The following is a 26,303-nucleotide window of genomic DNA, read 5'->3' as shown; positions in this document are numbered from 1 at the left end:
TATATGGTTACAGGAAAAGTTACCAAAGTGGCCGGCCCTCTGGTGGTTGCCGAGGGCATGAAAGAGGCCAACATGTTCGACGTGGTGAAGGTTTCCTCTGACAAGCTCATCGGCGAGATCATCGAGATGCGGGGCGATAAAGCCTCCATTCAGGTCTATGAGGAAACCCAGGGGCTCGGGCCCGGCGCGGAAGTGATTTCCACCGGCGTTCCCCTGTCGGTTGAGCTGGGGCCGGGGCTTATCTCCAACATGTACGACGGGATTCAGCGTCCCCTTGAGACCATCCGCGAGATGGCGGGCGCCAATCTGAAACGGGGACTGGAGGTCACCGCGCTGGACCACGATAAAAAATGGGAGTTTAAACCCCTGAAAAAGGCCGGAGACAAGGTTTCCGGCGGCGATATCATCGGCGAGGTGCAGGAGACGGTCATCATCACCCACCGAGTAATGATTCCCCACGGCATTGCCGGGGAAATCACCGAGATACGGGAGGGCTCCTTCCGTGTCACCGACACCGTGTGCCGTATAAAGACGGAGGATGGCGAGATCAAGGACGTGACCATGCTGCAGAAATGGCCGGTCCGTGTCGGGCGTCCTTACAAGGAAAAATTACCCTTGGATGTGCCGCTGATCACCGGACAGCGAGTCATTGACACGGTGTTTCCGATAGCGGAGGGCGGCGTTGCGGCGATCCCGGGCCCCTTCGGAAGCGGGAAGACGGTCGTGCAGCATCAGCTGGCGAAATTCGCCAACGCGGACGTGGTGGTCTATGTCGGCTGCGGCGAGCGCGGAAACGAGATGACCGACGTTCTGCGGGAATTCCCCGAGCTGAAAGACCCGAAAACCGGCGAATCCCTGATGAAACGGACGGTGCTTATCGCCAACACGTCGGATATGCCGGTTGCGGCGCGTGAGGCGTGTATCTACACCGGAATCACCATTGCGGAATACTTCCGCGATATGGGATATAATGTTGCCATCATGGCGGACTCCACCTCCCGCTGGGCGGAAGCGCTCCGCGAGATGAGCGGAAGGCTGGAGGAAATGCCCGGCGAGGAGGGCTATCCGGCTTATCTGGGCTCCCGTCTGGCACAGTTCTATGAGCGCGCGGGAAAGGTTGTCACCCAGAGCGGGGAGGAGCGCACCGGCTCTGTCACCGCGATCGGCGCGGTTTCCCCGCCCGGCGGCGATATTTCCGAGCCGGTATCCCAGGCGACCCTGCGTATCGTGAAGGTGTTCTGGGGGCTGGATTCCCAGCTGGCATACCGCCGGCATTTCCCTTCCATCAACTGGCTGAACAGCTACTCGCTGTATCTGGACAATATCCATTCCTGGCAGGAGGACAACATCGGCGACAACTTCCCGGCACTGCGCACCCGCATGATGCGGATTCTGCAGGAGGAAGCGGAGCTGGACGAGATCGTGAAGCTGGTGGGAATCGACGCTCTTTCCAGTTCGGACCGACTGACGCTGGAAACCGCCCGTTCCATCCGCGAGGACTTTTTACAGCAGGACGCGTTCAACGAGGTGGACTGCTATTGCTCCATGGACAAACAGTACAAAATGCTGCAGCTGATCTTTTGGTTCGAGGATCAGGCAAGGCCGTTGATCGACGACGGCGTCAGCATTGACAAAATGACCAGCCTCCCTGTGCGGGAGCGGATCGGGCGCGCCAAGTTCATTCCCGAAAAGGAATTTGCCGCCGCCTATGAAACTATCCGTTCTGAGGTTTCCGCACAGCTCAAAGATCTGAAAGGGAGGGCGTAAGAAATGTTAAAAGAATACAAAACCATAGAGGAGGTTGCGGGACCGCTGATGGTGGTCCGCAACGTGGAGAACGTCACCTACAACGAGCTTGGCGAGATTGAGCTGCCGAGCGGCGAAGTCCGCAACTGCCGCGTGCTGGAGGTGGACGGCGACAAGGCGCTGGTGCAGCTGTTTGAAAGCTCCGCCGGCATCAATCTGGCAAGCTCCAAGGTGCGCTTCAAGGGCAAGAGCATTGAACTGCCCGTGTCCGGCGATATGCTGGGCAGGGTGTTCGATGGCATGGGTCACCCCATCGACAACGGACCGGAGATCATTCCGGTGGACACCATGGATATCAACGGCCTTCCCATGAATCCGGCGGCGCGGAACTATCCTTCCGAGTTCATTCAGACCGGGGTTTCCGCCATCGACGGACTGAATACCCTGGTAAGAGGACAGAAGCTTCCGATCTTCTCGGGATCCGGTCTGCCCCACGCCCAGCTGGCGGCGCAGATTGCGCGGCAGGCCAAGGTGCTCAATGCGGATTCCAACTTTGCGGTTGTGTTTGCCGCTGTAGGTATCACCTTTGAGGAAGCCAACTTCTTTGTCAACGACTTTAAGGAAACCGGCGCCATCGAGCGTACCGTCATGTTCCTGAACCTGGCCAACGACCCCGCCATTGAGCGTATCGCGACACCGCGTATGGCGCTGACCGCGGCGGAGTATCTGGCCTTTAAGGAAAACATGCACGTTCTGGTTATCATCACCGATATCACCAACTATGCCGAAGCGCTGCGTGAAGTGTCCGCCGCCCGGAAAGAGGTGCCCGGACGCCGCGGCTACCCCGGCTATATGTACACCGACCTGGCGACCATCTATGAGCGCGCGGGGCGGAATTTGTACTCCGACGGCTCCATCACCCTGATTCCGATCCTGACCATGCCGGAGGATGACAAAACCCATCCGATTCCCGACCTGACCGGATATATCACCGAGGGGCAGATCATCCTGTCCCGTGAGCTGTACCGGAAGAATGTCATGCCGCCCATCGACGTGCTGCCCTCCCTGTCCCGTCTGAAGGACAAGGGGATCGGCGCGGGCAAGACCCGTGAGGATCACGCCAACACCATGAACCAGCTGTTCGCCGCCTATGCCCGCGGCAAGGAGGCAAAAGAGCTGATGACCATTCTGGGGGAGGCGGCTTTGACCGAGATCGACCTGCTGTACGCCAAGTTTGCCGAGCAGTTCGAGGAAAAGTACGTGTCCCAGGGCTTCCACACCGACCGCACCATCGAGGAAACCCTGAATCTGGGCTGGGAACTGCTGTCCATCCTGCCCCGCTCCGAACTGAAGCGGATCAAGGACGAATATCTGGACAAATACCTGCCCAAAAAGGATTAGGTGATACCGTATGGCAGTGATGAACGTAAACCCCACCCGCATGGAGCTGAGCCGCCTGAAAAAACGGCTGGCGGTGGCGACCCGGGGACATAAATTGCTCAAGGATAAGCGCGACGAGCTGATGAAGCAGTTTCTGGATATCGTGCGGGAGTGCAAAACCCTGCGGGAAGCCGTCGAGGAAAAGATGGCGGAATACTATAAAAACTTTTCGGTGGCAAAGGCTTTGATGAGCGAGGAGAGCATGGAGACCGCCCTGGTGCTGGGCAATCAGACCATCCGCCTGACGGTGGACACCCGAAACATCATGAGCGTCAACGTCCCCTCCTTCTCCTTTGAAACCCATAAGCGGTCCGATTCGGTGTTCCCCTATGGATTTCTGGACACCTCCGCCCAGCTGGACGACAGCATTCTGTCCCTGAGTTCCATCTTTCAGGAGCTTCTGCGCCTGTCCGAGATGGAAAAAACGGTGGAGCTTCTCGCCTCCGAGATCGAGAAAACCAGAAGAAGAGTCAACTCGCTGGAGTATGTCATGATTCCCCAGCTGACCGAGACCATCAAGAGCATCACCATGAAGCTCGACGAGAACGAGCGGGGAAATTTAACCCGTTTGATGAAGGTCAAGGATATGATGCTCAAAGAGCAGTTCGAGGCGAAGCATCGGCAATCAGAATAAAGAAATAACAAGACGGTACCGGTTGAAAAATCGGTGCCGTTTTGAAAATTATATGGTGTGCTTAAAAGCAAGAATAAATAAATGCTTTTATACGATAACTTAATTTTATTAATAAATCAGAATAAACATTGACTTTTGTCGACATATGGTTTATAATAGTTTTGTCGACAAAAGGAGGTGGCTATTTGAGCGACAAACCAAAAATGGGGAGACCAACCGATAATCCGAAACCCAACAAACTGACTGTCAGAGTAAGCGATGAAAGCTTACAAACACTAGACGACTACTGTGAGAAAAAACAGATAGGCAGAGCGGATGGAATAAGGGATGCGATTGACGGCCTCAAAAACAAATGAAAAGGAAGTCCGGCTTCCTCGGCAAAGCAAGTCCGAACTTCCCACTGCACCAACTGCAAAAGCAGAGGTACATGAAATATTATACCTTATGTATCCCTTTCTTTCAAGCAGTTTGTGCACAAAAAAGAAAGGAAGATGATCAAATGAACATTTTAAGAGAATTATTTTTCGGGAAAGTTCTGCCCTTTGAACAGCTTCATCCGGCCAGCGTAGAATATAAGGAAGCGGTTGAGAAATCCATTAAGATAGGACAGGATTTTGAGAGCAGTCTGGATGAAAAACAGGAACAGCTCTATGCGGAATATACAAACGCAAGATGCCAGATCACGGTGGAAGAACTGACCTCCGCTTTTGCGCAGGGCTTCCGTCTGGGCATACAGATTCTGCTGGCGACAATGATAGAAAAAGCTGAATAAAAAATTCATTCTCATAAATAAAAATTTAGATTCCGAACAATGAAGTGGAGGAAAGAGAAATGAAAAAAGCGATCGCAGCGGTTCTTATTTTGATAGGTTTGGCGGGGGCTGTCCTTGGCTTAAGAGGCTATTTGCCGGAACTTCCCCAGCGTATTGCACGGTATCATAATGCGGGAACCATTGCGGTTAAACTGGATGAAGAAGCGCTGAATCTGGACGGCACAGGGATTTCTTTTCTTCATGAGAGCGGAGACCGGATTGAAGAAACGGTTTTGAACGATGGGGTTTTCCGGTTCAAAAGGGGCGTATACGGAATGAATGCATTCACTTTTCATCTGGGAGAACAAGAAGGATTGCCGGACATAGAAATTGAGTTCGGGCACTTTAACACCAATTGGTGGCATGTGATGACTTATTCGGTTGACGTAAGCCTTGAGACGGCGGGACAGCAGGAGTGGAAAAGCCGTATCCGGCAGGAAATCCACTATCTGGACGGAACAATAGAGCGGAGGGAGGCGGATACAGTGATAAATTCTGGACAAAACAAAATTTCTGTTTTTCCATGAAAACAATAAGACTCTTTTTTTGATTTGCGCAAAAATTCATATTTTTGTCACCGTTTTTTCACATAAATGGGATAGGATAAGGATGCAGACAGGAAGAAAAGATTTCTTCCAAATACAGTCTGCGAAAGGAATGTTTCCGATGCAGAAGTCAAAAGCCATTGCGGTTATCGCCGCTGTCAGCATTCTTGCGACGGCCGCCACCGCCACAGCGCTGGCAGGCGCATTTTCCAAGCCCACGGTCACTTGTCCCAATTGCGGCACGGAGATCGAATGTGATATCGGCCAAAAAGGCGAACGGACACAGCACATGTCTCTGGACGAATATAAAGCGTCCTTAACCGAAAAGGTTGCCGCGGGAGAGTTAACCCAGGCCGAGGCGGATGAGAAGAGCGCCGCCTTTGAGGAACGGCAGCAGAAGATGGAACAGCGAATGAAAGAGAAAAAGGCGGAGCTGGATGAAAAGGTTGCCTCCGGCGAAATGACCCAGGAGGAAGCGGACCGGATTCAAAACGGGAAGGGCGGACGCGGCAGACATGCCGGCTCACCGGATGAAAAGGCAGGTTTCCAAAAAGGGCAGGATAGCACACAGACGGAAAATAATTGATTTGAGGAAACAGGAGCGCGGATATATTGCGCTCCTGTTTTTCTGCAGATTGCAGCGGGCGAACGCAGCTCGCCCGCTGGCAACAGAAAAAGACTTCGATGTGGAAAGAATGTTTGTATTGAAGCACATAAGGCAGTGACAAGAACTATATTTGTCCATAAAGAAAAGAGGGTTGCACAGCGGAAAGAAGGCTATTTCCTTCCGAAGGTGTAAAGAAAGCTGTTTTGCCGCTCCTTTATGGGCACAAGAGTGCGCAGATAGCGCAGAATATTGATACCCTGCAGTTTCAGGATAGAGGCATAGATGACAAATCCGAAGAGGAGGGAACAGATTAGGGCGGTGTAGGGGTCCATATAGCGCCGGAGGATATACTCGTGCGCCGCGTTGACGAACAGTCCGGTCACCAGGGAGGAGAGCAGAGGGTGCAGGAACCAAAGCCGGAACTCGATCCTCAGGGAAACCTTTTTGACCAGATCCCGCATGCTGAGAAAGGCAGTGATGACAGTGCTGGCAAAGAAGGCGACCATGTATCCATTCATCCCGTATCTGGCGACCAGCACATAGGTCAGAATCAGTTCGGCAATCGAACCGGCTACCATGTTGACGGTGCCTCTGCGCTGTAATCCCACACCGTTTAAGATGGACATGGAGATCATCTCATAGAACATGAAAATGACCGAGATACCCAGAGGGACAATATGTCGTGCCGCAAGGGGCTGGCGGTACAGAAGCCCGCAAAGAGTGTCCCCCAGAGGGATCATGATGGCGATGATGGGCATCACAAGCAGGCTGGTCACATGAATCGTCTTGGTGATTTTGCGCTGCACATCGCCGTAGTTCCGCAGGGCAAGGCTTTTGGAGATGCGGGGCATGATGGTGGTGGACAGGGAGGCGATAAACACCGAGGGCATCATCAGAAGCGGCAGCGTCATGCCGAACAGGATGCCGAAGGATTCCAAAGCCTCCTTCTGTCCAAGCCCCAACAGCATCAGCCGCTGTGGAATGATGATCTTGTTGACCGAGGAGAGAAAATTGATGATAAGTCCTCCGGCCGACAAGGGGACGGCGATGGAGAAAATGTCGCGGAGCAGGCCCTTAACTTTTTGGCTGGAGGGCTGTTTTTTGATGTATTTTTGAAAGAAAAAGGTAAGAATCCCGCTGCTGAACAGCTCGCTGACGATCATACCCGCCACAATCAGAGCAGTGGTGACGGAGGGATCCTGAGAGGAAACCGCATACAGAAAAAGGGCTACCGCGATGATTCGTACCGTCTGTTCCAGAAGCTCGGACACCGATGGGGGAATCACACGGTTTGTTCCGTAAAAGGAGGCCTTGAAAATGTTCTCGAAGCCGGTGAAGAACAGGCAGGGTAAAAGCAGGAGAACCCCCCATTTTGTGCGGATATCCCCCAAAAGATCGCCGGCGATCCAGTCCGAGCAGGTATAGGTGAACACAAAAATGCACAGGTAGAATGCCAGAAACACTTTCATGGACAGAAAAACCAGCCGCCGCACTCCGTTATCTCCCAGAAGAGCGTGCTTTTCCGCGGAGAGACGGCTGATTGCCGTGGTAAGCCCCGATACAGCGATCCCCATGATAATGTTATAATAGGGGAAGATGAGCTGATAGACGCCCATTCCCTCCGCACCCGCCATCCGGCTGATGATAATGCGGTATATGAATCCAAGTATCTGAAGCAGGGTATTGGAAAAAGTCAATACCATTGCGCTGTAAAAGACGGCTTTCTTGCTGATCATTCTCCGATCCTCCCATCCGAAGCATGAGAGGTGTCTCCCGTGCTTTTCATAATATAGAAAATCTATTCACTCGAATGATTAAATTATTTTAACACTTTTCTATAATTATGAGAGAAGCGTGGAGAATATTAGCGGCATTCTTTGCAAAACGCAAAAAAGAGAAAAATATTAGATGTCTGAAAGAGAAATACAATCACCAAATTGCAGGTTTCCAATATACTGGTAGTGAAAGACAAAAAGTTAGGCGGGGTTATATGAGGTGCTTTCACAACGGCAATATCGTCCAGTTTCTTTTCATATTGGGCGCCGCGCTATTATTGACGCTTATCTTGCCTGTCAAATTCATCCTATTTATACTGACTGTGCTTCTCATTTATCTGGGTTTCATTATTCTAACACGTTTTTAGGAGGGAGAGTAAAGATGAAAATTGTAGTACTGAAGGTGCCGAAGTTTATCGGGAAAATTCTAAAATCTGTTTTTAAAATGAATGATTAAATTTTCCGGAAATACATAAGAGGCAAACAAGTTCTTGAAAGAGGGCTTGTTTGCTTTTATGTATTGAGAATGCATATTTTCTGCTGGCCAAGGAAAAACTTTTTTGTTGACTCAGACCGTTTTTTCATGTTAAAATAAAAGCAGAGTAAATCAGGTAATCGCGCCTTTTTAAAAGGTGAGGAAAGTCCGAGCTCCACAGGGCAGGGTGCCAGATAACGTCTGGTGAAGGTAACTTTAAGGAAAGTGCAACAGAAAAGAACCGCCATATTTTATGGTAAGGGTGAAAATGTGAGGTAAGAGCTCACGGATCCCTTAGGTAACTAAGGGATGGTGTAAACCCCACCTGGAGCAACGCCGAAAGCGGAGAATTAAGTTGGCCCGACAATCTCCCGGGTGGCGGCTTGAGGCGCGCAGCGATGTGCGTCCCAGATAGATGATTACCCACGACAGAACTCGGCTTACGATTTGCTCGCCCACCAAAACGGCAGGCTCCCGGCCTGCCGTTTTTTGTTGCCAAAAAATCAAGTGGGACACCGGCAAAAAGTCCGCATACAATAAAGGGCAGAGGAAAGGAGGAAAATGATATGCCTTTAACGGTACAGAAACTCAGCGATATCTATGTCCAGGAAATTTATCCGCCCTATTTTGGGATATATGTCTGCAACAAGCCCAAACAGGATGTGGAGGTTGCAAATTATTTCAACGCCGGCTTTTTCGCTCAAACCGAGGAGGGGACGATCCCGGTCGGCAATCTGATGGACAGCGGGATAATCTATGCGCAATCCAAGGACAATCCCAGCTGGATTAACGTGGCGGGAAAAGCACTGACCACCTTATATGTGAAGAATGACGGGGAATTTGGTTTCGAGAAGACCAATACGCTGGAAAATAAAAATTTCAAAACGGCGATTTCCGGCATTCCCATTGTCATCGATGGAAGGCAAATCTCCATGGAAGACATCAAAAGAGAGGGTTATGAGGGCAATGAGCTGTATTACACCTGGCATGGCTTCCTGGGAATCCGGGAAAGCGATTTGGTGTATGTCGGCGCCCGGTGCGAATATAGTCAGATGGCATGGATTCTGCTGGCTTTGGGTATCCGCAATGCAGTCAAGCTGGATGGCGGCGGAAGCTATATCCTGCACAATGACCGCACCCTGAAGGCCACCGACGGAAACCGCAGAATCAACAACGTTGGAATGTGGCATGGATAAATCTTGAATAAAGAGCTGCGGCAAACTGCGTTTGCCGCAGCCTCTTCTTTTTCAAAAATTGCAAAAGAAAGAGGGATGCCTCACAAGAAAAAACATTTACATCAGACAAATAAAATAGTATAATATCCATAGGATTCTGTAGAATATGCACAATTCTGCCGGAGTCTCAAAAATGCGGAAGGAGCAATTTTATGAGGAATGTGAAAAAAATCATTGGAATTCTTACAGTCAGCGCAATGACCGCCGGATTGTTGGGGGGCTTTTCGGTCAGCGCGGAGGGTGCTTACCAGTCGGAGCGGTTAAACAGCAGAAGCTTTGGGGAGGCGGTCTCTCTCGGTACGCCCCTGGAGCAGTCCATCAACCTGGACGGGGCGGTTGCGCAAGAGGATGGAAAAAACATGCTGTACACCACCTCGTCCGGCACACCGGCGACCTTTAATGTGGTAAACCTGGACGACAGAAAGGTGGAGCGTTATTTTTCACTGGACAAGGTCGATTCCAGCTGGTCCCATCTGGTGGATTCCAAAGGAAACGTCTACATAGCGGGCTGCGGAAGCGCGGCGCACATTTACCGCTATTCCCCCGAGACAAAGGAAGTCGCCGATCTGGGCGCTGTATTCTCGGAAAAAGCGGTATACAACCTGTCCGCGGATGAAAAGGACAATATTTATTTTGGAACCTATCCCAGCGGTTTGATGGTGAAATACGATGCTGCGGCAAAAAAATATGAGAATCTGGGGGAAGCTTACCCCGGTCATCAGTACTGTAAGGCTTTGAATTACTATAACGGAAAGCTCTATGCCGGAACAAACGCTGTTGAGGCCAAGCTGATCGAGTTTGATCTAAGCACAAAACAGCGCAAAGAGATTCCGTTTCCCCAGGTGGACGGAAAGACAGTCAAACCGGAATCCGTCTATTGTTCCATTGTCGTGGATCACTATCTGTTTGCCAGCATAACCGGAAAATTTGAAACGCCCGGCTGGACGCTTTTGATCTATGATTTGGACAAGGGGGAGTTTGTCGGCACACAGACCGGCCTGTCCCAGTTATATGCTTCCCATGAGGTGGACGGATTTGTTTATTATAATGCCAACGGATATCTTCAGAAATTCGATCTGAAAACCGGGAAGGCAGAACAGACACAGATGAAGGCAAGCTATTCCATGCGGGGCGTTTACGGCGCCACGTTAAATGGGCAGAAATGCCTTGTGACCGCCGATTACAGCGGCTGCCCCATGGTGATGAACCTGGAGACGGGGGTCGCCTCCAAAATGGAGGACGTCCGTACGAAGGGCACCGGCATCGGTTTGCAGAATATCATCTGCGACAAGGAGACCGACCGGCTTTATGCCGGCGGCTATATGGCCTCCCAGGGAGCAGAGTACGATATCGCGTCCGGCAAGTATACCCGTTATTTTCCCATGGGTCAGCCGGAGGGCATGGTGATATCCAATGGAAATCTGTATTCGGGAATCTATCCGGATGGGAAGATCGATCGGTTTGACTTGAGCGAAGAGGTTGTCAAGGATGTCAATCCCAAAATGCTGTTTAAAATCGGGGAGGAACAGCAAAGGCCTTTTGCTATGAAAGCTTATGACGGAAAGATTCTTTCCGGGACGATCCCGGAATACAATATTTTGGGCGGCGCCTTGATTATCACCGACGAGGCGATCGGCGAGCACAAAACTTACCGGAACGTGGTGAAGAATCAAAGCGTTGTGGGGCTCACTTACAAGGACGGCCTGATTTACGGCTCCACCTCCATCTCCGGCGGGTTGGGCATTGACCCGACCGAGGCATCGGCTAAGATGTTTGTATTTGACCCTGCACAGGAAAAGGTGATCAGGGAGTGGGTTCCGGAATTTCCGTCGGATATGCCTACGCCTGTCCGCTTTATCGGCGATTTGGAGATTGGACCTGACGGTCTTGTCTGGGGCGCCTGCAATGGGCTGCTGTTCGCGATGAACCCCGAGACATACGAGATGGAAAAAACCTTGACCGTCGGCCCTACAAAATGGGGAACCGGTCATCAGTGGCGTCCCGTGTATTTAAAATTCGGAAGCGACGGGCTGCTCTACACCACCCAGTGCAGCCGGATCAATGTGATTGATACCGAGACCATGGAATGTATCGATCTGTCAAGCGATATGAACAATACCACCGGTACGCTGACACTCGACAGTCAGGACAATATTTATTACACGTCCGGAACGGAAATCTTTCGGATTGCCAACAGCATGGAGCCGCTGACGGAGGCACAGATTCGGGAACTTTATGAAAGAATTGGCGATTCCCTGGTGCTTATGATTGACAATGCTTATGCTATCGCTAACGGAAAAACGGTCATGATTGATCCGCAGAATCCGGAAGTCAAGGCCATAACCGTGGATGACCGCACTCTGCTTCCCGTCCGTTTCATCGCGGAAAGCCTGAACGCTGAGGTGGAATGGAACGAGGAAACCCAGAACGTTACTCTGACACTGCCGGACACCAAGGTTGTCATCGTGATTGGAAGTGACAAAATGATGGTCAATGATCAGGAAATCACCTTGGATGTAGCGGCTCAGACCTTGAATGACCGCACCTTGCTTCCCCTTCGCGCACTGGCGGAGGCTTTGGGACAAAAGGTGTTCTGGGATGACAGGGGTTTGATTGTCATCAACAGGGATGAGGCAAAATTGCCGCAGAAGGGGGACACATTGCCTGAAGAGCTTTTGAGATATCTTTGGTTTTGTACCACAACAGATATTGTCAATAATTAGTACGAACGAAAATAGCTGATAAATTTTCAGGATAAAGAAGCGCCTGCGGCCAGATGGAAAACTGGCTGCAGGCGCTTTTTGCGGGAAAAATCAATACATCCTCTGCCGCAGCAGAAGCTCCAGCAGGGCGGAGAGGATATTGTTGTCGGTGATGAGCTCGTGCAGGTGGCCGTACTCGTCCCGCTCGATCTGATATGCTTGAAGAACGGCCAGTTTATTGCAGCCCTCCGGCTGGATTTTTATACAGTACTCCGTGCTGTTTACCGTCATGTTTACATTGAAGCTGGCGTCCAGCGGATTTTGCTGTGCTTTCTCGATAAGCTGTTTCAAGATAAACTTGAAATCGTTTGGTTTGAGCTGTCTGATGATCATAAAAATCAAATCCTTTCGGTTATTTTATCACAGCCCCTTGCAAAATGCGGATACAAATGATACAATATTTTTGCATCGCTGTCTTGTAAGACGGCTGTGTGTTGGGGGAAGTAGTGTGCTTTTTGCTTAGGGGACACTGCTTCCTTTTTAATTTGGCAACCTTTTATGTATCTCATGGACACCCCGCCGCATAATTTCTGCTTTTGATACCTTTAAAACTTGAGAACATTCTTCAAGTTTTTGCGCCGTGTCATTATCCAAGAGCACTTTCAGCGAAATGTCTTTGGGATTGTCTGTAGGTCGCCCCATCTTTTTTTTGCCCAATGGTTTCACCTCACTTTTATGGGTCACTAATATCATAACATACCTACCCATAAAAGTCAACTTCTATTTTTAGCTTCCATCAATCCTTTCGGTTATTTCATCACAGCCCCTTGCAAAATGCGGATACAAATGGTACAATATTTTTGCATCGCTGTCTTGCGAGACGGCTGTGTGTTGGGGGAAGTAGCGTGCCTTTCTGAGGGGAGCGCTGCTTCCTTTTATTTTTGACCGAACAGCAGTTGTAATCCTCTTCTGAATGCTTCAACCCGTGTGATGTTATGCTTTTTACAGTAATCTAAGAGTGCTTTATGTGTTTCTTCGTCATAACGAACCTTGATGTCATATTTTTTGGGATTGTCTGCTTTTGGTCTGCCGGTACGTGGACTCACGGTAACACCTCACTTTCTGAACTCCACAAATTAATTATACTAATTGAACCCCAAAAAGTCAATAGAAATTTTGAATTTTTATAAAAGCAAAAAATCGTCATGAAGATCGAAAGATTTCATGACGATTCCTTGTATTGAAACGAAGCGTTTCGTTTTATTTTTTGCTTTTGATATACTCGTCGATGGCTTTTGCAGCTGTCTTGCCGGCGCCCATCGCCAGGATGACGGTAGCGGCTCCGGTGACAGCGTCGCCGCCGGCATACACGCCCTCGATGTTGGTCGCGCCGGTTTCTTCATCTACAATAATTCCGCCCCAGGGCTGGGTAGCCAGACCTTCGGTGGTGTTTTTGATCAGCGGGTTGGGGGACTGCCCGATGGCGATCACCACGGTGTCCATGTCCAACACGAAGTCAGAGCCTTTTTTCTCAACCGGACGGCGGCGGCCGGATTCATCCGGTTCGCCCAGCTCCATCTCAACGCATTTCAAGCCGGTAACCCATCCGTCCTCACTGCCCACAATCTCCACCGGATTGGTCAGCATTTTGAAGATGATTTCCTCTTCTTTGGCGTGATGAATTTCTTCCAGACGCGCCGGCATCTCCTCCTCGGAACGGCGGTAAACGATATACACGTTCTCCGCACCCAGACGCTTTGCACATCTGGCGGCGTCCATTGCCACGTTTCCGCCTCCTACAATGGCGACGTTTTTTCCGATTTTGACCGGCGTGTCCGCGTCCGGCCAGCGGTATGCGTTCATCAGATTGATACGAGTCAGGAATTCGTTGGCGGAGTAAACGCCGTTTAAGTTTTCTCCCGGCAGGTGCATAAACTTGGGAAGGCCCGCGCCGGATCCGATGAATACGGCGGAATAGCCCTCTTCTCCCAGCAGCTCGTCGATATTGATGGATTTTCCCACCACGACATTGAGCTCGATCTTCACGCCGAGTTCCTTTAATTTATCAATCTCTTTCTGCACAATCTCTTTTTTCGGAAGCCGGAATTCCGGAATTCCATAGACAAGCACGCCCCCCGCTTTGTGGAAGGCCTCGAAAACCGTCACCTCATAGCCAAGCTTCGCCAGGTCTCCGGCACAGGTCAGGGAAGCGGGGCCGGCGCCCACAACGGCAACCTTTTTGCCGTTGGATTCCGGTTTTTTTACGCCCTCCTTTATATGCTCCATTGCCCAGTCTGCCGCGAAGCGTTCCAGCCTGCCGATAGCAACCGGCTCGCCCTTGATGCCCCGGACGCAGTATTTTTCACACTGGCTTTCCTGAGGGCAAACCCTTCCGCAGATTGCAGGCAGAGCGCTGGTTTCCGAAATTTTTTCATAGGCTCCCTTGAAATCGCCTTCTTTGATCAGGCCGATGAAATCGGGGATCTGCACGTTGACCGGACATCCCTTCACGCAGGGCATATGCTTGCAGTGAAGGCATCTTTCCGCCTCTTCTTTGGCCATATCAGCGGTATAGCCGAGGGCAACCTCTTTGAAATTTTTGTTCCGGACGGTTGGCTCCTGCTCCGGCATTTTTACTTTTTTCGGCGCCATGTTTGCCATTATTCATGCCTCCTCAATCTGCAGTCTTCACAAGCTTTCCGCTCTTCATCCTTATACATCTGCTGACGGCGCATCGCTTCGTCGAAGTCCACCAGATGTCCGTCAAAGTCGGGACCGTCCACGCAGGCAAACTTGGTTTCACCGCCTACTGTGACACGGCATCCGCCGCACATTCCCGTGCCGTCTATCATAACAGGGTTCATACTGACAATCGTTTTGATGCCGTACTGCTTGGTCAGCTGACAGACAAATTTCATCATGATCAGCGGACCGATGGCAATCACAAGGTCGTATTGATTCCCTTCTTCAATCAATTGTTTTAACATGTCTGTGACAAAGCCTTTTCTCCCGTTGGAACCATCGTCGGTGGTGATGAACACTCTGGAGGAGGACTGTGCCAGTTCCTTCTCTAAAATAATGAGATCTTTATTCCGGAATCCGGCGATGATATCCACCTCGGCTCCCTTTTCATGCAGTGCCTTTGCGGAGGGATACGCGATCGCGGTTCCAAGACCGCCGCCGATCACCGCTGCTTTTTTCACGCCGTCCAGATGAGTGGCGACGCCAAGAGGGCCGACGAAATCGTGAATCGAATCCCCTTCGTTCAGCTGAGCCAGCATTTTTGTGGATTTTCCGATGGCCTGGAAGATGATCGTAACCGTGCCTTTTTCCCGATTGTAGTCAGCGACCGTCAGCGGAATTCGCTCTCCCAACTCGTCAACTCTTAAAATAATGAATTGACCTGCTTGAACTTTTTTTGCAACATAGGGTGCTTCTACTTCCATCAGTGTAATCTGTGGGTTGAGCACTTCTTTTTTGATGATCTTATACATTGTAAGACACCTCCATAAACGTTAATTATTATACTACAGATAACTATAAAACGCAAGAAAAAAACATTGCCATTGAAAAGGAAAAACCGCTAATATCTAGGAGTAACTGTTTTGTTACTTTCCATTTCCGGAATTTATTTCATCATAATCCCGGCTGAGGGCTGAAACGACCTTCCGTAGAGCCAGCAAACCGATGACATTGGGGATTACCATAAGACCGTTAAACATATCCGACAGCTCCCACACCAAACCTCCGTCCAGAGTGGCGCCGATCACAATGAATACAGCCACGGTAACGGCATAGACGGCAACCGCTTTCCTGCCAAACAGATATCTCACATTGACCTCCGCAAAGAAATACCATGCAATGATGGTGGAAAAGGCGAAGAAGGTCAGGCATACGGTGATGATAAGGTTCCCCAGATGGGGGAACACCTGATGGAACGCCAGTTGTGTCAAAGCGATCCCTGTTTCGCCGGAGGAAAAAGGGTTTGTGAGAATCAGCACAAGGGAGGTGATGGTAAGGATAACGAAGGTGTCAAAAAAGACGCCCATCATGGCGATGGTACCCTGCTTCGCGGGGTGCTCCACTTTCGCCAGCGCGTGGGCGTGAGGCGTTGTACCCATCCCCGCCTCATTGGAGAACAATCCCCGTGCAAATCCGTAACGCATCGCTTCCTTTACGGTGATGCCTGCCGCTCCGCTCATCATAGCCTGGGGCTGGAAGGCACAGACGAAAATTTGGCGGAAAGCATCCGGCACCCGAATGATGTTGGAAAAAATGATAACAAGCGCGCACAGCAGATACACGACAGCCATCACCGGCACGATCTTTTCCGTGACAGAGGCAACTCGTTTGACGCCTCCCAGGATGACAATCAAAGCGATAATGGCAGTAATAACGCCGATAACTGCCGGGGGTATATGAAAGGTGTTTGCATACACTGCTCCGATGGAGTTGGACTGTACCATATTACCGAACAATCCCAAGCCGACTGCGATAAAAAGTGCAAAGCACACCGCGAGAAACTTACCAAATTTGGATTGGATCCCCTGTGTAATATAGTAAACCGGACCGCCGACAACGTGACCTTCCTCATCTTTTGTCTTAAATTTTTGGCCAAGCGTTGCCTCTGCATAATTGGTTGCCATTCCAAAGAAAGCGCTCAGCCACATCCAGAAAACGGCTCCAGGTCCGCCGGAAGCGATAGCAGTCGCCGCACCTGCCAGATTGCCAGTTCCCACCTGGGATGCGATGGCTGTGGCAAGCGATTGAAAAGAGCTCATACCATCCTTTCCCGCTTTTCCACCTTTTAATTTTATATTTCCAAAAGTCAGGCGAAAGCTGTCCTTTAATTTCCGCACTTGTATAAATCTCAGTTTAAAGGTAAAGTAGAAGCCTGTTCCCAGCAGGACAAACAGCAGGATACTATTCCATAGTACGCTGTTGATATTTTTGACAATTTCCAGTAGAGTTCCCATCTCTTTTCTCCTTTTTTGAAAAGAAAAACTTTTTTATTTCTATATCATTTTAACAGGGGATTGTTAATTTGTAAACAAGCATTTTGGCTTTATTTACAATTTGTTTTTCAATTTCATGATATTTGTTCATAAAGTAGGATTAAAATAGTCTCCAATCAGAATACACAAAGAAACGTAAAAACGTTTCCAAGAAGGGAAGAAAGTTTATCATGTTTGGAAGTAAAGAAGAAAAAATGCAAAAGTATCTGGAGAAAGGAAATTGGGATAAAATCGAAAAATTATACCTTTATGCCGACAGCGATACACGGCTTGCCTTGGCACAGGCCTGCGGAAAGGTGAAGACGGATGTCTCGGGCAATGTGCTGGGGATTCTCATCCGGGATCCGGAGGAGAAAATACAGCTGGTTGCTGTGAACAATCTGGGGAAAATTGGTTCCGAGCACCATGTGGCGGAACTGCAGCAGCTGATGGAAAGAACGCCTGAGGAGAAAACGGAACTGGTTCAGGCGATTCATAAGGCGATAAAAACAGCGAGACAAAAAGACGATTAAGACCTTCTGAACACGGATGGAAAGGGCTGCGGCAAAACTTGGATTTTGCCGCAGCTTTTTTGCGTTCTATGCTTCTGGAAAACGACATGAACAAATTGTAAATCCTGAATATTTCCTATTGAAAAACCGGGACAAGTGTATTAGAATAGAATAGTATATTTGTAATTTACAACAAGTAGGGAACAAGCGGATGAAATCAAGTCCGCCGGGGATAGAAAAAGAGAAGGAGCTTAAAGAATGCCGAAAAAGACATTGCAGGAAGACAAAAAGTTTATATATATGCCCCTCCTTCCCCTGAGGGGGCTGGTGGTTTTTCCGAATATGATACTGCATTTGGATGCCTCCAGGGCGATATCCGTCAAAGCGATCGAAGAGGCGATGGTGACGGATCAGAACATTTTTTTGGTTTCCCAGATTGCGGCCAATGTGGAAAAGCCGGGGTTCGACGATTTTTATAAGGTGGGAACGATCGCAAAGGTTAAGCAGTTGTTAAAGCTTCCGAACAATACCATCCGTGTGCTGGTGGAAGGTTTGCAAACCGCGCGTCTGAACAGCTTTGTGGCAACGGAGCCTTACTTCCGGTGTGAACTGGAATGGATTGAAACAGAAAAACCGAAACGGGTTACCAAGAATTATGAGGCATTGGTGCGCCGTGTTCTGGAACTGTTTGAGGACTATTTTGCGCTGAACAATCATATTGCGCCGGATACACTGCTTTCCATCACTGCGATGAATCAGGATATGGAACAGCTCTCCTATGTGATCTGTGCGAATTTGAATGTTCCGAATGAAGTGAAACAGCAGCTGCTGGAGACAAAAACGGTAAAAGAACGGCTGGAACGTCTGATTAAAATTTTGATTCGGGAAATTGAGATCACAAATATTGAGCGTCAGATACAAAAAAAAGTTAAGGAGAATATTGATCAGAACCAGAAGGAATATTTCCTGCGGGAACAGCTCAAGGTCATTCAGTCGGAACTGGGAGACCGGGAGGATATCGCTTCCGAGGTGGATGAATACCGGGAAAAGCTAAAGAATATTCAGGTCAGCGAGGAGAACGGGCAGAAGATTGAAAAAGAAATAGGCAGGCTGTATAAGATGCCGTCGGGCTCCCATGAAGCAACCGTGGTAAGAACCTATCTGGACACGGTTTTTGAACTTCCATGGAATGATTTTACGAAGGAAACCATTGATTTAAAGAAATGCCGGAAAATCCTTGACAAGGATCATTACGGATTGTCAAAGGTAAAAGATCGTATTGTAGAGTATCTAGCTGTGCGGAAGAAAAATGAGAACGCTAAGAGTGTTGTCCTCTGTCTGGTAGGACCTCCCGGCGTAGGGAAAACCTCCATTGCCAGCTCGGTTGCTCGGGCGGTGAACCGCAATTTCGTGCGTTTGTCTCTGGGGGGAGTACGGGATGAGGCGGATATTCGAGGTCACAGGAGAACCTATATCGGCGCCATGCCGGGGCGCATCATCAACGCAGTGCGGCAGGCAAAGTCATCAAACCCTTTGATTTTGCTGGATGAGATTGATAAAATGGCTTCCGACTTTCGGGGGGATCCCGCAGCTGCTATGCTGGAAGTGCTGGATAAAGAGCAGAACCACAGTTTCCGGGATCATTTTCTGGAGATTCCCTTTGATCTGTCAAAGGTGATGTTCATCACAACAGCCAACACGACAAGCACCATTCCACCGGCACTGCTGGATAGAATGGAAGTGATTGAACTTTCCAGCTATACCTGCTATGAAAAGATGCATATTGCGAAGGAGCATCTGCTTCCCAAGCAGATGAAGGAGAACGGGGTGAGCCGTCAGGAAATTTCAGTAGACAAATCTGCTCTCTGGGAACTGATCAACTATTATACGATTGAATCCGGTGTTCGGAATTTGGAACGGGAAATCGGAACTCTGATCCGTAAAGCCATCTGTGATATGGAGCTGGACGGAAAGGAAAACGTCCGCATCAATGGAAAGAATCTGTCCAAATATATGGGGCCGAGAAAATACATCGATCAGATTGAGATTGCAAACCATGAGGCCGGGGTGGCAACCGGTCTGGCCTATACCTCATACGGGGGTACCCTGCTAAATATCGAGGTCAATGTGCTGGACGGTACCGGAAAGATAGAATTGACCGGACACTTGGGGGATGTCATGAAGGAATCCGCCAGTGCGGCGGTCTGCTATATTCGTTCCAAAGCAGAACAACTTGGTGTTGAAAAGGATTTTTACAAGACAAAAGATATTCATATTCACGTGCCGGAAGGGGCAACGCCCAAGGATGGGCCCTCCGCCGGCATTACCATGGCAACAGCGGTGGTGTCCGCTTTGACAGGAAGCCCCATCCGCAGTGATATTGCCATGACAGGCGAGGTGACCATCCGCGGGAGGGTTCTTGCCATCGGCGGACTGAAGGAAAAATCGCTGGCAGCGCACCGGCATAATATCAAAAATATTATCATTCCTTATGACAATCAAAAGGATACGCTGGAGATCGAAAAGGAATTGCCGGAAGAATTTCACTTTATCCCAGTGAAAACCATGGATGAGGTTCTGGAAAATGCGCTGGAGAAAGATGTGGTGCAATGATTATCAAGAGCTCTGAATTTATCAAATCAGCTTATCACAAAAAAGACTATCCCAGCCACGACTTTATGGAGATCGCTATGGTGGGGAGATCCAATGTGGGTAAATCCTCCTTTATCAATAAAATGTGCAACCGCAAGAGTCTGGCCCGTGTCTCCAAGGAGCAGGGAAAGACGGTGTCCATCAATTTCTACGAGGTAAACCATCAGTTCTGTCTGGTGGATTTGCCGGGATATGGCTACGCAAAGGTATCCCAGGCGGAAAAAGCGTCCTGGGGAAAAATGATGGAGACTTATCTGGGGCAGCGGGAAAATCTGGGAGCGGTTATTTTGCTCCTGGATATCCGCCATAAGCCCACCAAGGACGATATGGTAATGTTTGAGTATATTCTGTCCAACGGCTATGATCCCTTTGTGGTGCTGACCAAAGCAGACAAGCTGAAGAAGTATCAAATAGAAGAGTCTGTGGCACGCGTCAAAGAATTGTTGGATCTGAAGGAAGTGTTTGTTTTTTCGTCCAAAGACGGTACCGGTCGGGACGAAATTTTAGACAAGATAGAAGGATTGCTCCCATGAAATATGTAAGATTTTATACGCCCGATGGGCAGGAGAAATATGGTATCTTAAACGGGGATACGGTGCAGGAATGCAAGGGCGATTATTTCAGAGAAATGGAGTATAGCGGAAATACTTATCCCCTTGACAAGATCCGCCTGCTGGCGCCTTCCTGTCCCTCCAAGATTGTGGCGGTAGGGCTGAATTATAAAGAGCATATCCGGGAAATGGAGTTTCAGACGCCGCAGGAGCCGGTTATCTTTCTAAAGCCCTCCTCCGCAGTGCTGGAACCAGAGGGCTTTATTGAAATCCCGGAGAATGTGGGGCAGGTCGATTATGAGGCGGAATTTGCCCTGGTAATCCGAAAAACCTGCCGGAATATCCGAAAGGAGGATGCAGAGGCATATATCCTGGGATACACCTGCTTAAACGACGTGACAGCGCGACATATTCAGGCCTTGGACGGACAGTGGACAAGAGCCAAGGGGTATGATACCTTTGCACCGTTCGGGCCTTATATCGACGATTCCCTCAACCCTTATGAAACGGATATCAAACTCATTTTAAACGGAGAGGTAAAACAGCATTCCAACACGCGGGAATTCTTATTTCCGGCAGAAGAGCTGGTTTCCTTTGTATCCAGAGCAATGACACTGTATCCAGGGGATGTGATTACCACGGGGACACCTTCCGGCATCGGCCCTATGATGCAGGGAGACAGGGTGGAAGTCGTCTTAAACAATGAAATGATTTTGCGGAATAAAGTAAGAAACGGAGTTATGGTAAAATGAGTTTAAAAGCGCCAAAGGGCACGATTGATATTCTGCCGAAGGATTCAGCCAAATGGCAGTTTGTTGAAAAAACGCTGCGAGATATCTGTGATTCTTTTCAGTTTAAAGAGATTCGGATTCCGGTGTTTGAGCACACCGAGCTTTACGTCCGGGGCGTTGGGGAAACCAGCGACGTGGTTTCCAAGGAAATGTATACCTTCAACGATAAGGGCGAACGAAGCATAACCCTTCGCCCGGAAGGTACAGCAGGTGTTGTACGCAGTTTTCTGGAACATGGGCTTTATGCGGACAGCCAGCCCACCAAGCTGTACTATATGATTTCCTGTTACCGTTATGAAAAACCCCAGGCAGGCAGGCTTCGGGAATTCCGGCAGTTCGGTGTAGAGATGTTCGGTGCGGCTTCCCCGGCGGCGGACGCGGAAGTAATTTCGCTTGTGAAGCACATTTTCGACAAGCTTGGGATTCAAAACCTGACCTTAAATTTGAACAATATCGGCTGTCCCTCCTGCCGTAAGGCTTACAATGATAAATTAAAAGCATTTTTAACCGACCGGAAAAACGATTTGTGCGAAACCTGCCAGGAACGGCTGGAGCGCAATCCGATGCGGGTGTTTGACTGCAAGAGCGAGGTATGTCAGTCGGTTCTCAAGGATGCCCCCAGAATTTACGATTGCGTTTGTCCCGAGTGCAAAGCCCATTTTGAGGAAATGACCTCCTATCTGGACGAGATGGGAATCGCTTATCAGCTTGATAAATCCATCGTCCGCGGACTGGACTATTACTCCAGAACGGTGTTTGAATTTGTCTCCAACGATATCGGCGCCCAGGGCACGGTCTGCGGCGGCGGACGGTATGACTACCTGGTGGAAGAACTGGGCGGAAAACCCTGCCCCGGAATTGGCTTTGCTATGGGAATCGAACGGCTTCTGATGGTTCTGGAAAACGCGGGAATCTCTTTGCCGGAACCAAAGGAACCGCAGCTGTATATCGCGGCGATCGGAAAGGAAGCGGATAAAAAAGCAGCAAAATTGGTCCACACATTGCGCTGTGCAGGGATCCGCGCTGAAAAGGACTATATGGAACGCTCGGTGAAGGCACAGATGAAATATGCAAACAAAATCAAGGCGGAATATACCCTTGTGCTGGGAGACGATGAGATTGCCGCAAACAAAGCACAGCTCAAACAGATGGAAACAGGCGAGAGCCAGGAAGTTTGCCTGGATGAACTGAAAGAAAAATTTCTCTCATAAAACCGCTTCAAAAACAAACAGAATAAGAAATTTTGCGAGCGCTGGGAAAGGGAATCTGTATCCTGCCTCGCTTCAACGCTGTGCTGTATATGTCCGCATATGGCACAATAAAACTTTTTATAGCGGACAGAAAGGCTTGATGACATTATGGATACCATGCAAGGCTTAAAACGTACCCATTATTGCGGTGACGTGGAAGGGATTGGAACCACCGTGACGGTGGGCGGCTATGTTCAGAAAATACGCGATCTGGGGAACCTGATTTTTATTGATCTAAGGGATCGGGAAGGAATTGTTCAACTGGCTTTCGACGACGGAACCGATCGAGAAATTTTCAAAAAAGCTTCCTCCTGCCGCAGTGAATTTGTGTTGATGGCAAAGGGTGTTGTGCGAGAGCGGGAAAGCAAAAATTCTGCCATCAAAACAGGCAATATTGAAATCTATGTGGACGATCTGCGCATTCTTGCAAAAGCACAGACACCTCCCTTTGAGATCACTGACGATACCAATGTCAATGAGGAGCTTCGACTGAAATACCGCTATTTGGATTTGAGGAGAAAAGTTCTGCAGGACAATCTGATTCTGCGGGGAAAGCTTGCCAAGGTGGCAAGAGACTACTACTATGAAAACGGTTTTATTGAGATAGAAACTCCTATGCTGATGAAATCCACGCCGGAGGGGGCGCGGGACTATCTGGTTCCCTCCAGGGTGCATCCGGGGAATTTTTACGCGCTGCCCCAGTCGCCCCAGATATATAAGCAGTTGCTGATGATTGCAGGCTACGACCGGTATATCCAGCTGGCACGCTGCTTCCGGGATGAGGATTTGCGGGCGGACCGGCAGCCGGAATTCACCCAGATCGACCTGGAAATGTCCTTTGTGGACGTGGATGATATACTGAGCATGAACGAGGGATTCGTGAAACGGCTGTTCCAGGAAGTGCTGAATGTGGACATTCCGCTTCCCCTTCCGAGAATGACTTACCGGGAGGCCATGGAGCGTTATGGTTCGGATAAGCCGGATACCCGCTTCGGCATGGAGCTCTGCGATCTGTCCGATCTGGTGAAGGACAGCGGCTTTGGTGTATTTTCCTCCGCGATAGAAGCGGGCGGTTCCGTCCGCGCCATCGTGGCAAAGGATGCGGCAGGCGTGCTGACCCGAAAGGAAATCGACAAGCTGACCGAGTATGTTCGCGGTATCGGCGCAAAGGGACTGGCCTTTGTGCGGTGGGTGGAAGACACGCCGGCATGTTCTTTCGCCAAGTTTATGGCGGAAGGGGAACTGGAGAAGATCCTCTCCCGTACGGGTGCACAGAAAGGCGATGTTGTTCTAATTGTAGCAGACAAAAACAAGGTGACCCTTCCGGTTCTGGGGGCGCTTCGCCTGAAGATTGCAAAGCAGCTTGATATCATTCCGGAGGGTTACAATTTCTTATGGATTACGGAGTTTCCTTTCTTTGAGTATGACGAGGATTCCGATACTTGGGTAGCCATGCACAACCCTTTTACTATGCCGATGGATGAATGTATTCCATACTTGGATTCTGATCCGGGCAAGGTGGCTGCAAAAGCGTTCGACCTGGTGCTCAACGGCGTTGAGCTTTCCAGCGGTGCCATCCGTATCACGGACGCGGAGCTGCAGCAGAAAATGTTCCGGGCTTTGGGGCTCAGCGACGAGGAAATTGAAACGAAATTCGGCTTTCTAGTGGAGGCTTACAAATACGGCGCGGCGCCTCACGGCGGCATGGGATTTGGTCTTGACCGTCTTGCCATGCTGATGTGTGGTGCGGACAGTCTGCGGGATGTGACAGCCTTCCCGAAGGTACAGAATGCGTCTGAGCTGATGTCCGGCGCACCGGGCTATGTGGATGAAAAACAGCTGGAAGAACTCCAAATTGCATGTATCAAGGAGGAAAGAGCGAATGATTGAAATCACAAACCTGACAAAGACCTTTGGAAAGCGCAAAGCAGTGGATGACATCAGCTTTCGTGTGGAAAAAGGTGAGGTTGTAGGCTTCTTAGGCCCCAACGGGGCAGGTAAAACGACAACCATGTCCATGATCACCGGATTTCTTTCCTACACCGAGGGAAGCATCAAGGTGGATGGGCTTGAGGTGGTGGAACATCCGGATGAAGTGAAAAAAAAGATTGGGTATCTGCCGGAGCAGCCTCCGCTCTATCTGGATATGACGGTTACAGAGTATCTGGACTTTGTCTATCAGCTGAAAAAGGTAACAGCGGAAAAGAACCGGCATTTAAAAGAAGTGATGGATATGGTGCGGATCACGGATGTCAGGGGACGTCTGATCCGAAATCTTTCCAAGGGATATAAACAAAGAGTCGGGCTGGCGCAAGCGCTGATCGGCAATCCGGAAATCCTGATTCTGGACGAACCTACTGTGGGATTGGATCCGAAACAGATCATTGAGATCCGAAACGTGATCAAGGAATTGGGAAAACAGCGCACGGTTATTTTGAGCTCTCATATCCTTCCTGAGGTGAGCGCCGTCTGTGAACGGGTTGTCATCATCAACAAGGGGAAAATTGTTGCGGAGGACACCACCGAGAACCTGTCTAAGTCCACAGCCGGAAAGATGGAATATACCATCCGCATCTGCGGGGACAGAGGTTCGATCCTCTCCGCAGTTTCCTCTGTGGAAGGTGTGAAACAGGCCAAAGAACTTGGTGTCAAAGAACCGGGAACAATCGATGTGGTTGTGACCGGCGATCAGAGCTTTGATTTCCGCAGGCCTCTGTTCAATGTCTTGGCGCAGAAAGGCCTTCCCATTTATATGATGAAATCCAACGATATGTCTTTGGAGGATATCTTTATCAAGCTGACGCAGGATTCTGCCGGCGCTGCAAAAAAAGCTGTCAAAAGGGAGGTAAAACAAAATGAAGGCACTCTATAAAAAAGAGCTGAAAAGCTATTTTCAGTCCCCTTTGATTTATTGTATCATCGGCGTATTTTTGCTGTTTTCGCTGGGAAGCTTTGTCATCAACAATCTGATGACCGGTTCGCCGGAAGCGGCGGCGCTGTTTATGGGCTCAGGATTCATCGGTATTAATTTCATTATGCTTTTGCTGGTACCCGTTATCACCATGCGCCTGTTTACCGAGGAGAAAATGCTGCGCACGGAACAGCTTCTGCTGACTTCTCCGGTCAGTATCACCTCCGTTGTGTTTGCGAAATTTCTTTCTGCCTTTACGGTGTATGCAATCCTGATTGCATTCACATTGCTTTATGTGCTGATTATGGCGGCGACGGGAACGGTTAATTTCATGGAAGTGCTTTTGGTTTATATCGGGGCATTGCTGCTGGGCGGCTCTCTTGTGTCCATTGGACTCCTGGTCTCTTCTCTGACCAACAGCATGGTGACCTCTGTACTGTTTTCTTATGGCGCGATGATTTTTACATATTTTTATACCGATATCCTGTATGCTGTTTTTTCCGGCAGTAAGATTATGACGACCATTGCGGATTTCCTGTCGATTCAGTATAATTTCCAGGGGTTTGCCATGGGATTGCTGAGCCCGCAGAATGTGATTTATTACCTGTCCTTTATGGGAATATTCATTTTTCTGACCATCCGGGTGATCGACAAACGGCGTTGGGCATAGGA

Annotated in this window: 24 protein-coding genes and 1 other RNA gene; 18 read left to right on the top strand and 7 right to left on the bottom strand. The window is 49.5% G+C overall.

All coding sequences use genetic code 11. The annotated features are described in order from the left end of the window. The first annotated feature begins 3 nt into the window (after positions 1-3). From KQI32_RS05500 to KQI32_RS05470, 7 genes are all read left to right on the top strand, one after another. Positions 4-1,767, top strand: coding sequence for a V-type ATP synthase subunit A (locus tag KQI32_RS05500; RefSeq protein ID WP_216424242.1), 1,764 nt, complete (start codon positions 4-6; stop codon positions 1,765-1,767). Between the two features lie 3 nt (positions 1,768-1,770). After that, positions 1,771-3,147: a V-type ATP synthase subunit B gene (locus KQI32_RS05495; RefSeq protein WP_177691464.1), complete on the top strand. Its 1,377-nt coding sequence runs from the start codon at positions 1,771-1,773 to the stop codon at positions 3,145-3,147. Positions 3,148-3,157: 10 nt separating this feature from the next. Further along, complete coding sequence (locus KQI32_RS05490) at positions 3,158-3,820, top strand: V-type ATP synthase subunit D (protein WP_216424241.1); 663 nt, start codon at positions 3,158-3,160, stop codon at positions 3,818-3,820. 185 nt (positions 3,821-4,005) lie between these two features. Next, positions 4,006-4,176, top strand: coding sequence for a hypothetical protein (locus tag KQI32_RS05485; protein WP_216424263.1), 171 nt, complete (start codon positions 4,006-4,008; stop codon positions 4,174-4,176). Positions 4,177-4,319: 143 nt separating this feature from the next. Beyond that, positions 4,320-4,592 (top strand): DUF6809 family protein, encoded by a 273-nt coding sequence (locus KQI32_RS05480; protein WP_216424240.1) that lies wholly within the window; start codon positions 4,320-4,322, stop codon positions 4,590-4,592. A 59-nt stretch (positions 4,593-4,651) separates the two neighbouring features. Further along, positions 4,652-5,158 carry a hypothetical protein gene (locus KQI32_RS05475; RefSeq protein WP_216424239.1) on the top strand — a complete coding sequence of 169 codons (507 nt, stop codon included), beginning with the start codon at positions 4,652-4,654 and terminating at the stop codon, positions 5,156-5,158. Between the two features lie 139 nt (positions 5,159-5,297). Further along, on the top strand, positions 5,298-5,762 hold the full coding sequence (locus tag KQI32_RS05470) for a hypothetical protein (protein WP_216424238.1): 465 nt from the start codon (positions 5,298-5,300) through the stop codon (positions 5,760-5,762). 191 nt (positions 5,763-5,953) lie between these two features. Here KQI32_RS05470 and KQI32_RS05465 read toward each other — a convergent pair whose 3' ends face one another. Then, entirely contained in the window at positions 5,954-7,519 is a 1,566-nt protein-coding gene (locus tag KQI32_RS05465) for a polysaccharide biosynthesis protein (protein ID WP_216424237.1), read from the bottom strand. 638 nt (positions 7,520-8,157) lie between these two features. On the opposite strand from KQI32_RS05465, the gene rnpB reads away from it, so the two are divergent. From rnpB to KQI32_RS05450, 3 genes are all read left to right on the top strand, one after another. Continuing rightward, positions 8,158-8,491: RNase P RNA component class A (rnpB, locus tag KQI32_RS05460), an RNA gene on the top strand. A gap of 108 nt (positions 8,492-8,599) precedes the next feature. Then, the gene (locus KQI32_RS05455; RefSeq protein WP_216424236.1) at positions 8,600-9,229 is read left to right on the top strand and encodes a phosphodiester glycosidase family protein; all 630 of its coding nucleotides are present in this window, start codon (positions 8,600-8,602) and stop codon (positions 9,227-9,229) included. Positions 9,230-9,420: 191 nt separating this feature from the next. Then, positions 9,421-11,991, top strand: coding sequence for a copper amine oxidase N-terminal domain-containing protein (locus tag KQI32_RS05450; RefSeq protein ID WP_216424235.1), 2,571 nt, complete (start codon positions 9,421-9,423; stop codon positions 11,989-11,991). A 90-nt stretch (positions 11,992-12,081) separates the two neighbouring features. Here the strand turns inward: KQI32_RS05450 and KQI32_RS05445 are convergent, their stop codons facing one another. The 6 genes from KQI32_RS05445 to KQI32_RS05420 form a co-directional block, all read right to left on the bottom strand. Continuing rightward, entirely contained in the window at positions 12,082-12,363 is a 282-nt protein-coding gene (locus KQI32_RS05445) for a hypothetical protein (RefSeq protein ID WP_216424234.1), read from the bottom strand. Positions 12,364-12,510: 147 nt separating this feature from the next. Continuing rightward, positions 12,511-12,723 carry a CopG family transcriptional regulator gene (locus KQI32_RS05440; protein WP_253291078.1) on the bottom strand — a complete coding sequence of 71 codons (213 nt, stop codon included), beginning with the start codon at positions 12,721-12,723 and terminating at the stop codon, positions 12,511-12,513. Between the two features lie 182 nt (positions 12,724-12,905). Further along, on the bottom strand, positions 12,906-13,076 hold the full coding sequence (locus KQI32_RS05435; RefSeq protein ID WP_216424233.1) for a CopG family transcriptional regulator: 171 nt from the start codon (positions 13,074-13,076) through the stop codon (positions 12,906-12,908). 154 nt (positions 13,077-13,230) lie between these two features. Further along, positions 13,231-14,631: an NADPH-dependent glutamate synthase gene (gene gltA / locus KQI32_RS05430; RefSeq protein WP_216424232.1), complete on the bottom strand. Its 1,401-nt coding sequence runs from the start codon at positions 14,629-14,631 to the stop codon at positions 13,231-13,233. After that, a complete protein-coding gene (locus KQI32_RS05425) occupies positions 14,631-15,464 on the bottom strand; it encodes a sulfide/dihydroorotate dehydrogenase-like FAD/NAD-binding protein (protein WP_216424231.1) in 834 nt (277 codons plus the stop codon). Before KQI32_RS05425 ends, gltA begins: the two co-directional genes overlap by 1 nt. Before the next feature lie 114 nt (positions 15,465-15,578). Next, a complete protein-coding gene (locus KQI32_RS05420) occupies positions 15,579-16,946 on the bottom strand; it encodes a sodium:alanine symporter family protein (RefSeq protein WP_216424230.1) in 1,368 nt (455 codons plus the stop codon). Between the two features lie 209 nt (positions 16,947-17,155). On the opposite strand from KQI32_RS05420, the gene KQI32_RS05415 reads away from it, so the two are divergent. From KQI32_RS05415 to KQI32_RS05380, 8 genes are all read left to right on the top strand, one after another. Next, on the top strand, positions 17,156-17,497 hold the full coding sequence (locus KQI32_RS05415) for a HEAT repeat domain-containing protein (protein ID WP_216424229.1): 342 nt from the start codon (positions 17,156-17,158) through the stop codon (positions 17,495-17,497). A gap of 237 nt (positions 17,498-17,734) precedes the next feature. Further along, positions 17,735-20,089 carry an endopeptidase La gene (gene lon, locus KQI32_RS05410; RefSeq protein ID WP_216424228.1) on the top strand — a complete coding sequence of 785 codons (2,355 nt, stop codon included), beginning with the start codon at positions 17,735-17,737 and terminating at the stop codon, positions 20,087-20,089. Further along, entirely contained in the window at positions 20,086-20,661 is a 576-nt protein-coding gene (gene yihA, locus KQI32_RS05405) for a ribosome biogenesis GTP-binding protein YihA/YsxC (protein ID WP_216424227.1), read from the top strand. The genes lon and yihA overlap by 4 nt, the downstream gene beginning before the upstream one ends. Beyond that, positions 20,658-21,431 carry a fumarylacetoacetate hydrolase family protein gene (locus KQI32_RS05400; protein WP_216424226.1) on the top strand — a complete coding sequence of 258 codons (774 nt, stop codon included), beginning with the start codon at positions 20,658-20,660 and terminating at the stop codon, positions 21,429-21,431. The genes yihA and KQI32_RS05400 overlap by 4 nt, the downstream gene beginning before the upstream one ends. Continuing rightward, on the top strand, positions 21,428-22,681 hold the full coding sequence (hisS, locus tag KQI32_RS05395) for a histidine--tRNA ligase (RefSeq protein WP_216424225.1): 1,254 nt from the start codon (positions 21,428-21,430) through the stop codon (positions 22,679-22,681). The genes KQI32_RS05400 and hisS overlap by 4 nt, the downstream gene beginning before the upstream one ends. 156 nt (positions 22,682-22,837) lie before the next feature. Then, positions 22,838-24,610 (top strand): aspartate--tRNA ligase, encoded by a 1,773-nt coding sequence (aspS, locus tag KQI32_RS05390; protein ID WP_177691939.1) that lies wholly within the window; start codon positions 22,838-22,840, stop codon positions 24,608-24,610. Then, positions 24,603-25,592 (top strand): ABC transporter ATP-binding protein, encoded by a 990-nt coding sequence (locus tag KQI32_RS05385; protein ID WP_177691912.1) that lies wholly within the window; start codon positions 24,603-24,605, stop codon positions 25,590-25,592. Before aspS ends, KQI32_RS05385 begins: the two co-directional genes overlap by 8 nt. Next, on the top strand, positions 25,576-26,301 hold the full coding sequence (locus tag KQI32_RS05380) for an ABC transporter permease (protein WP_177691913.1): 726 nt from the start codon (positions 25,576-25,578) through the stop codon (positions 26,299-26,301). The genes KQI32_RS05385 and KQI32_RS05380 overlap by 17 nt, the downstream gene beginning before the upstream one ends. Positions 26,302-26,303 lie beyond the last annotated feature (2 nt).

This window comes from Acetivibrio sp. MSJd-27 (genome assembly GCF_018918095.1).
In the GTDB taxonomy this organism is placed as follows: Bacteria; Bacillota; Clostridia; order UMGS1840; family HGM11507; genus HGM11507.
Note: the sequence above shows the minus strand (reverse complement) of the source record. Positions and strands in the feature narration are given on the sequence as shown.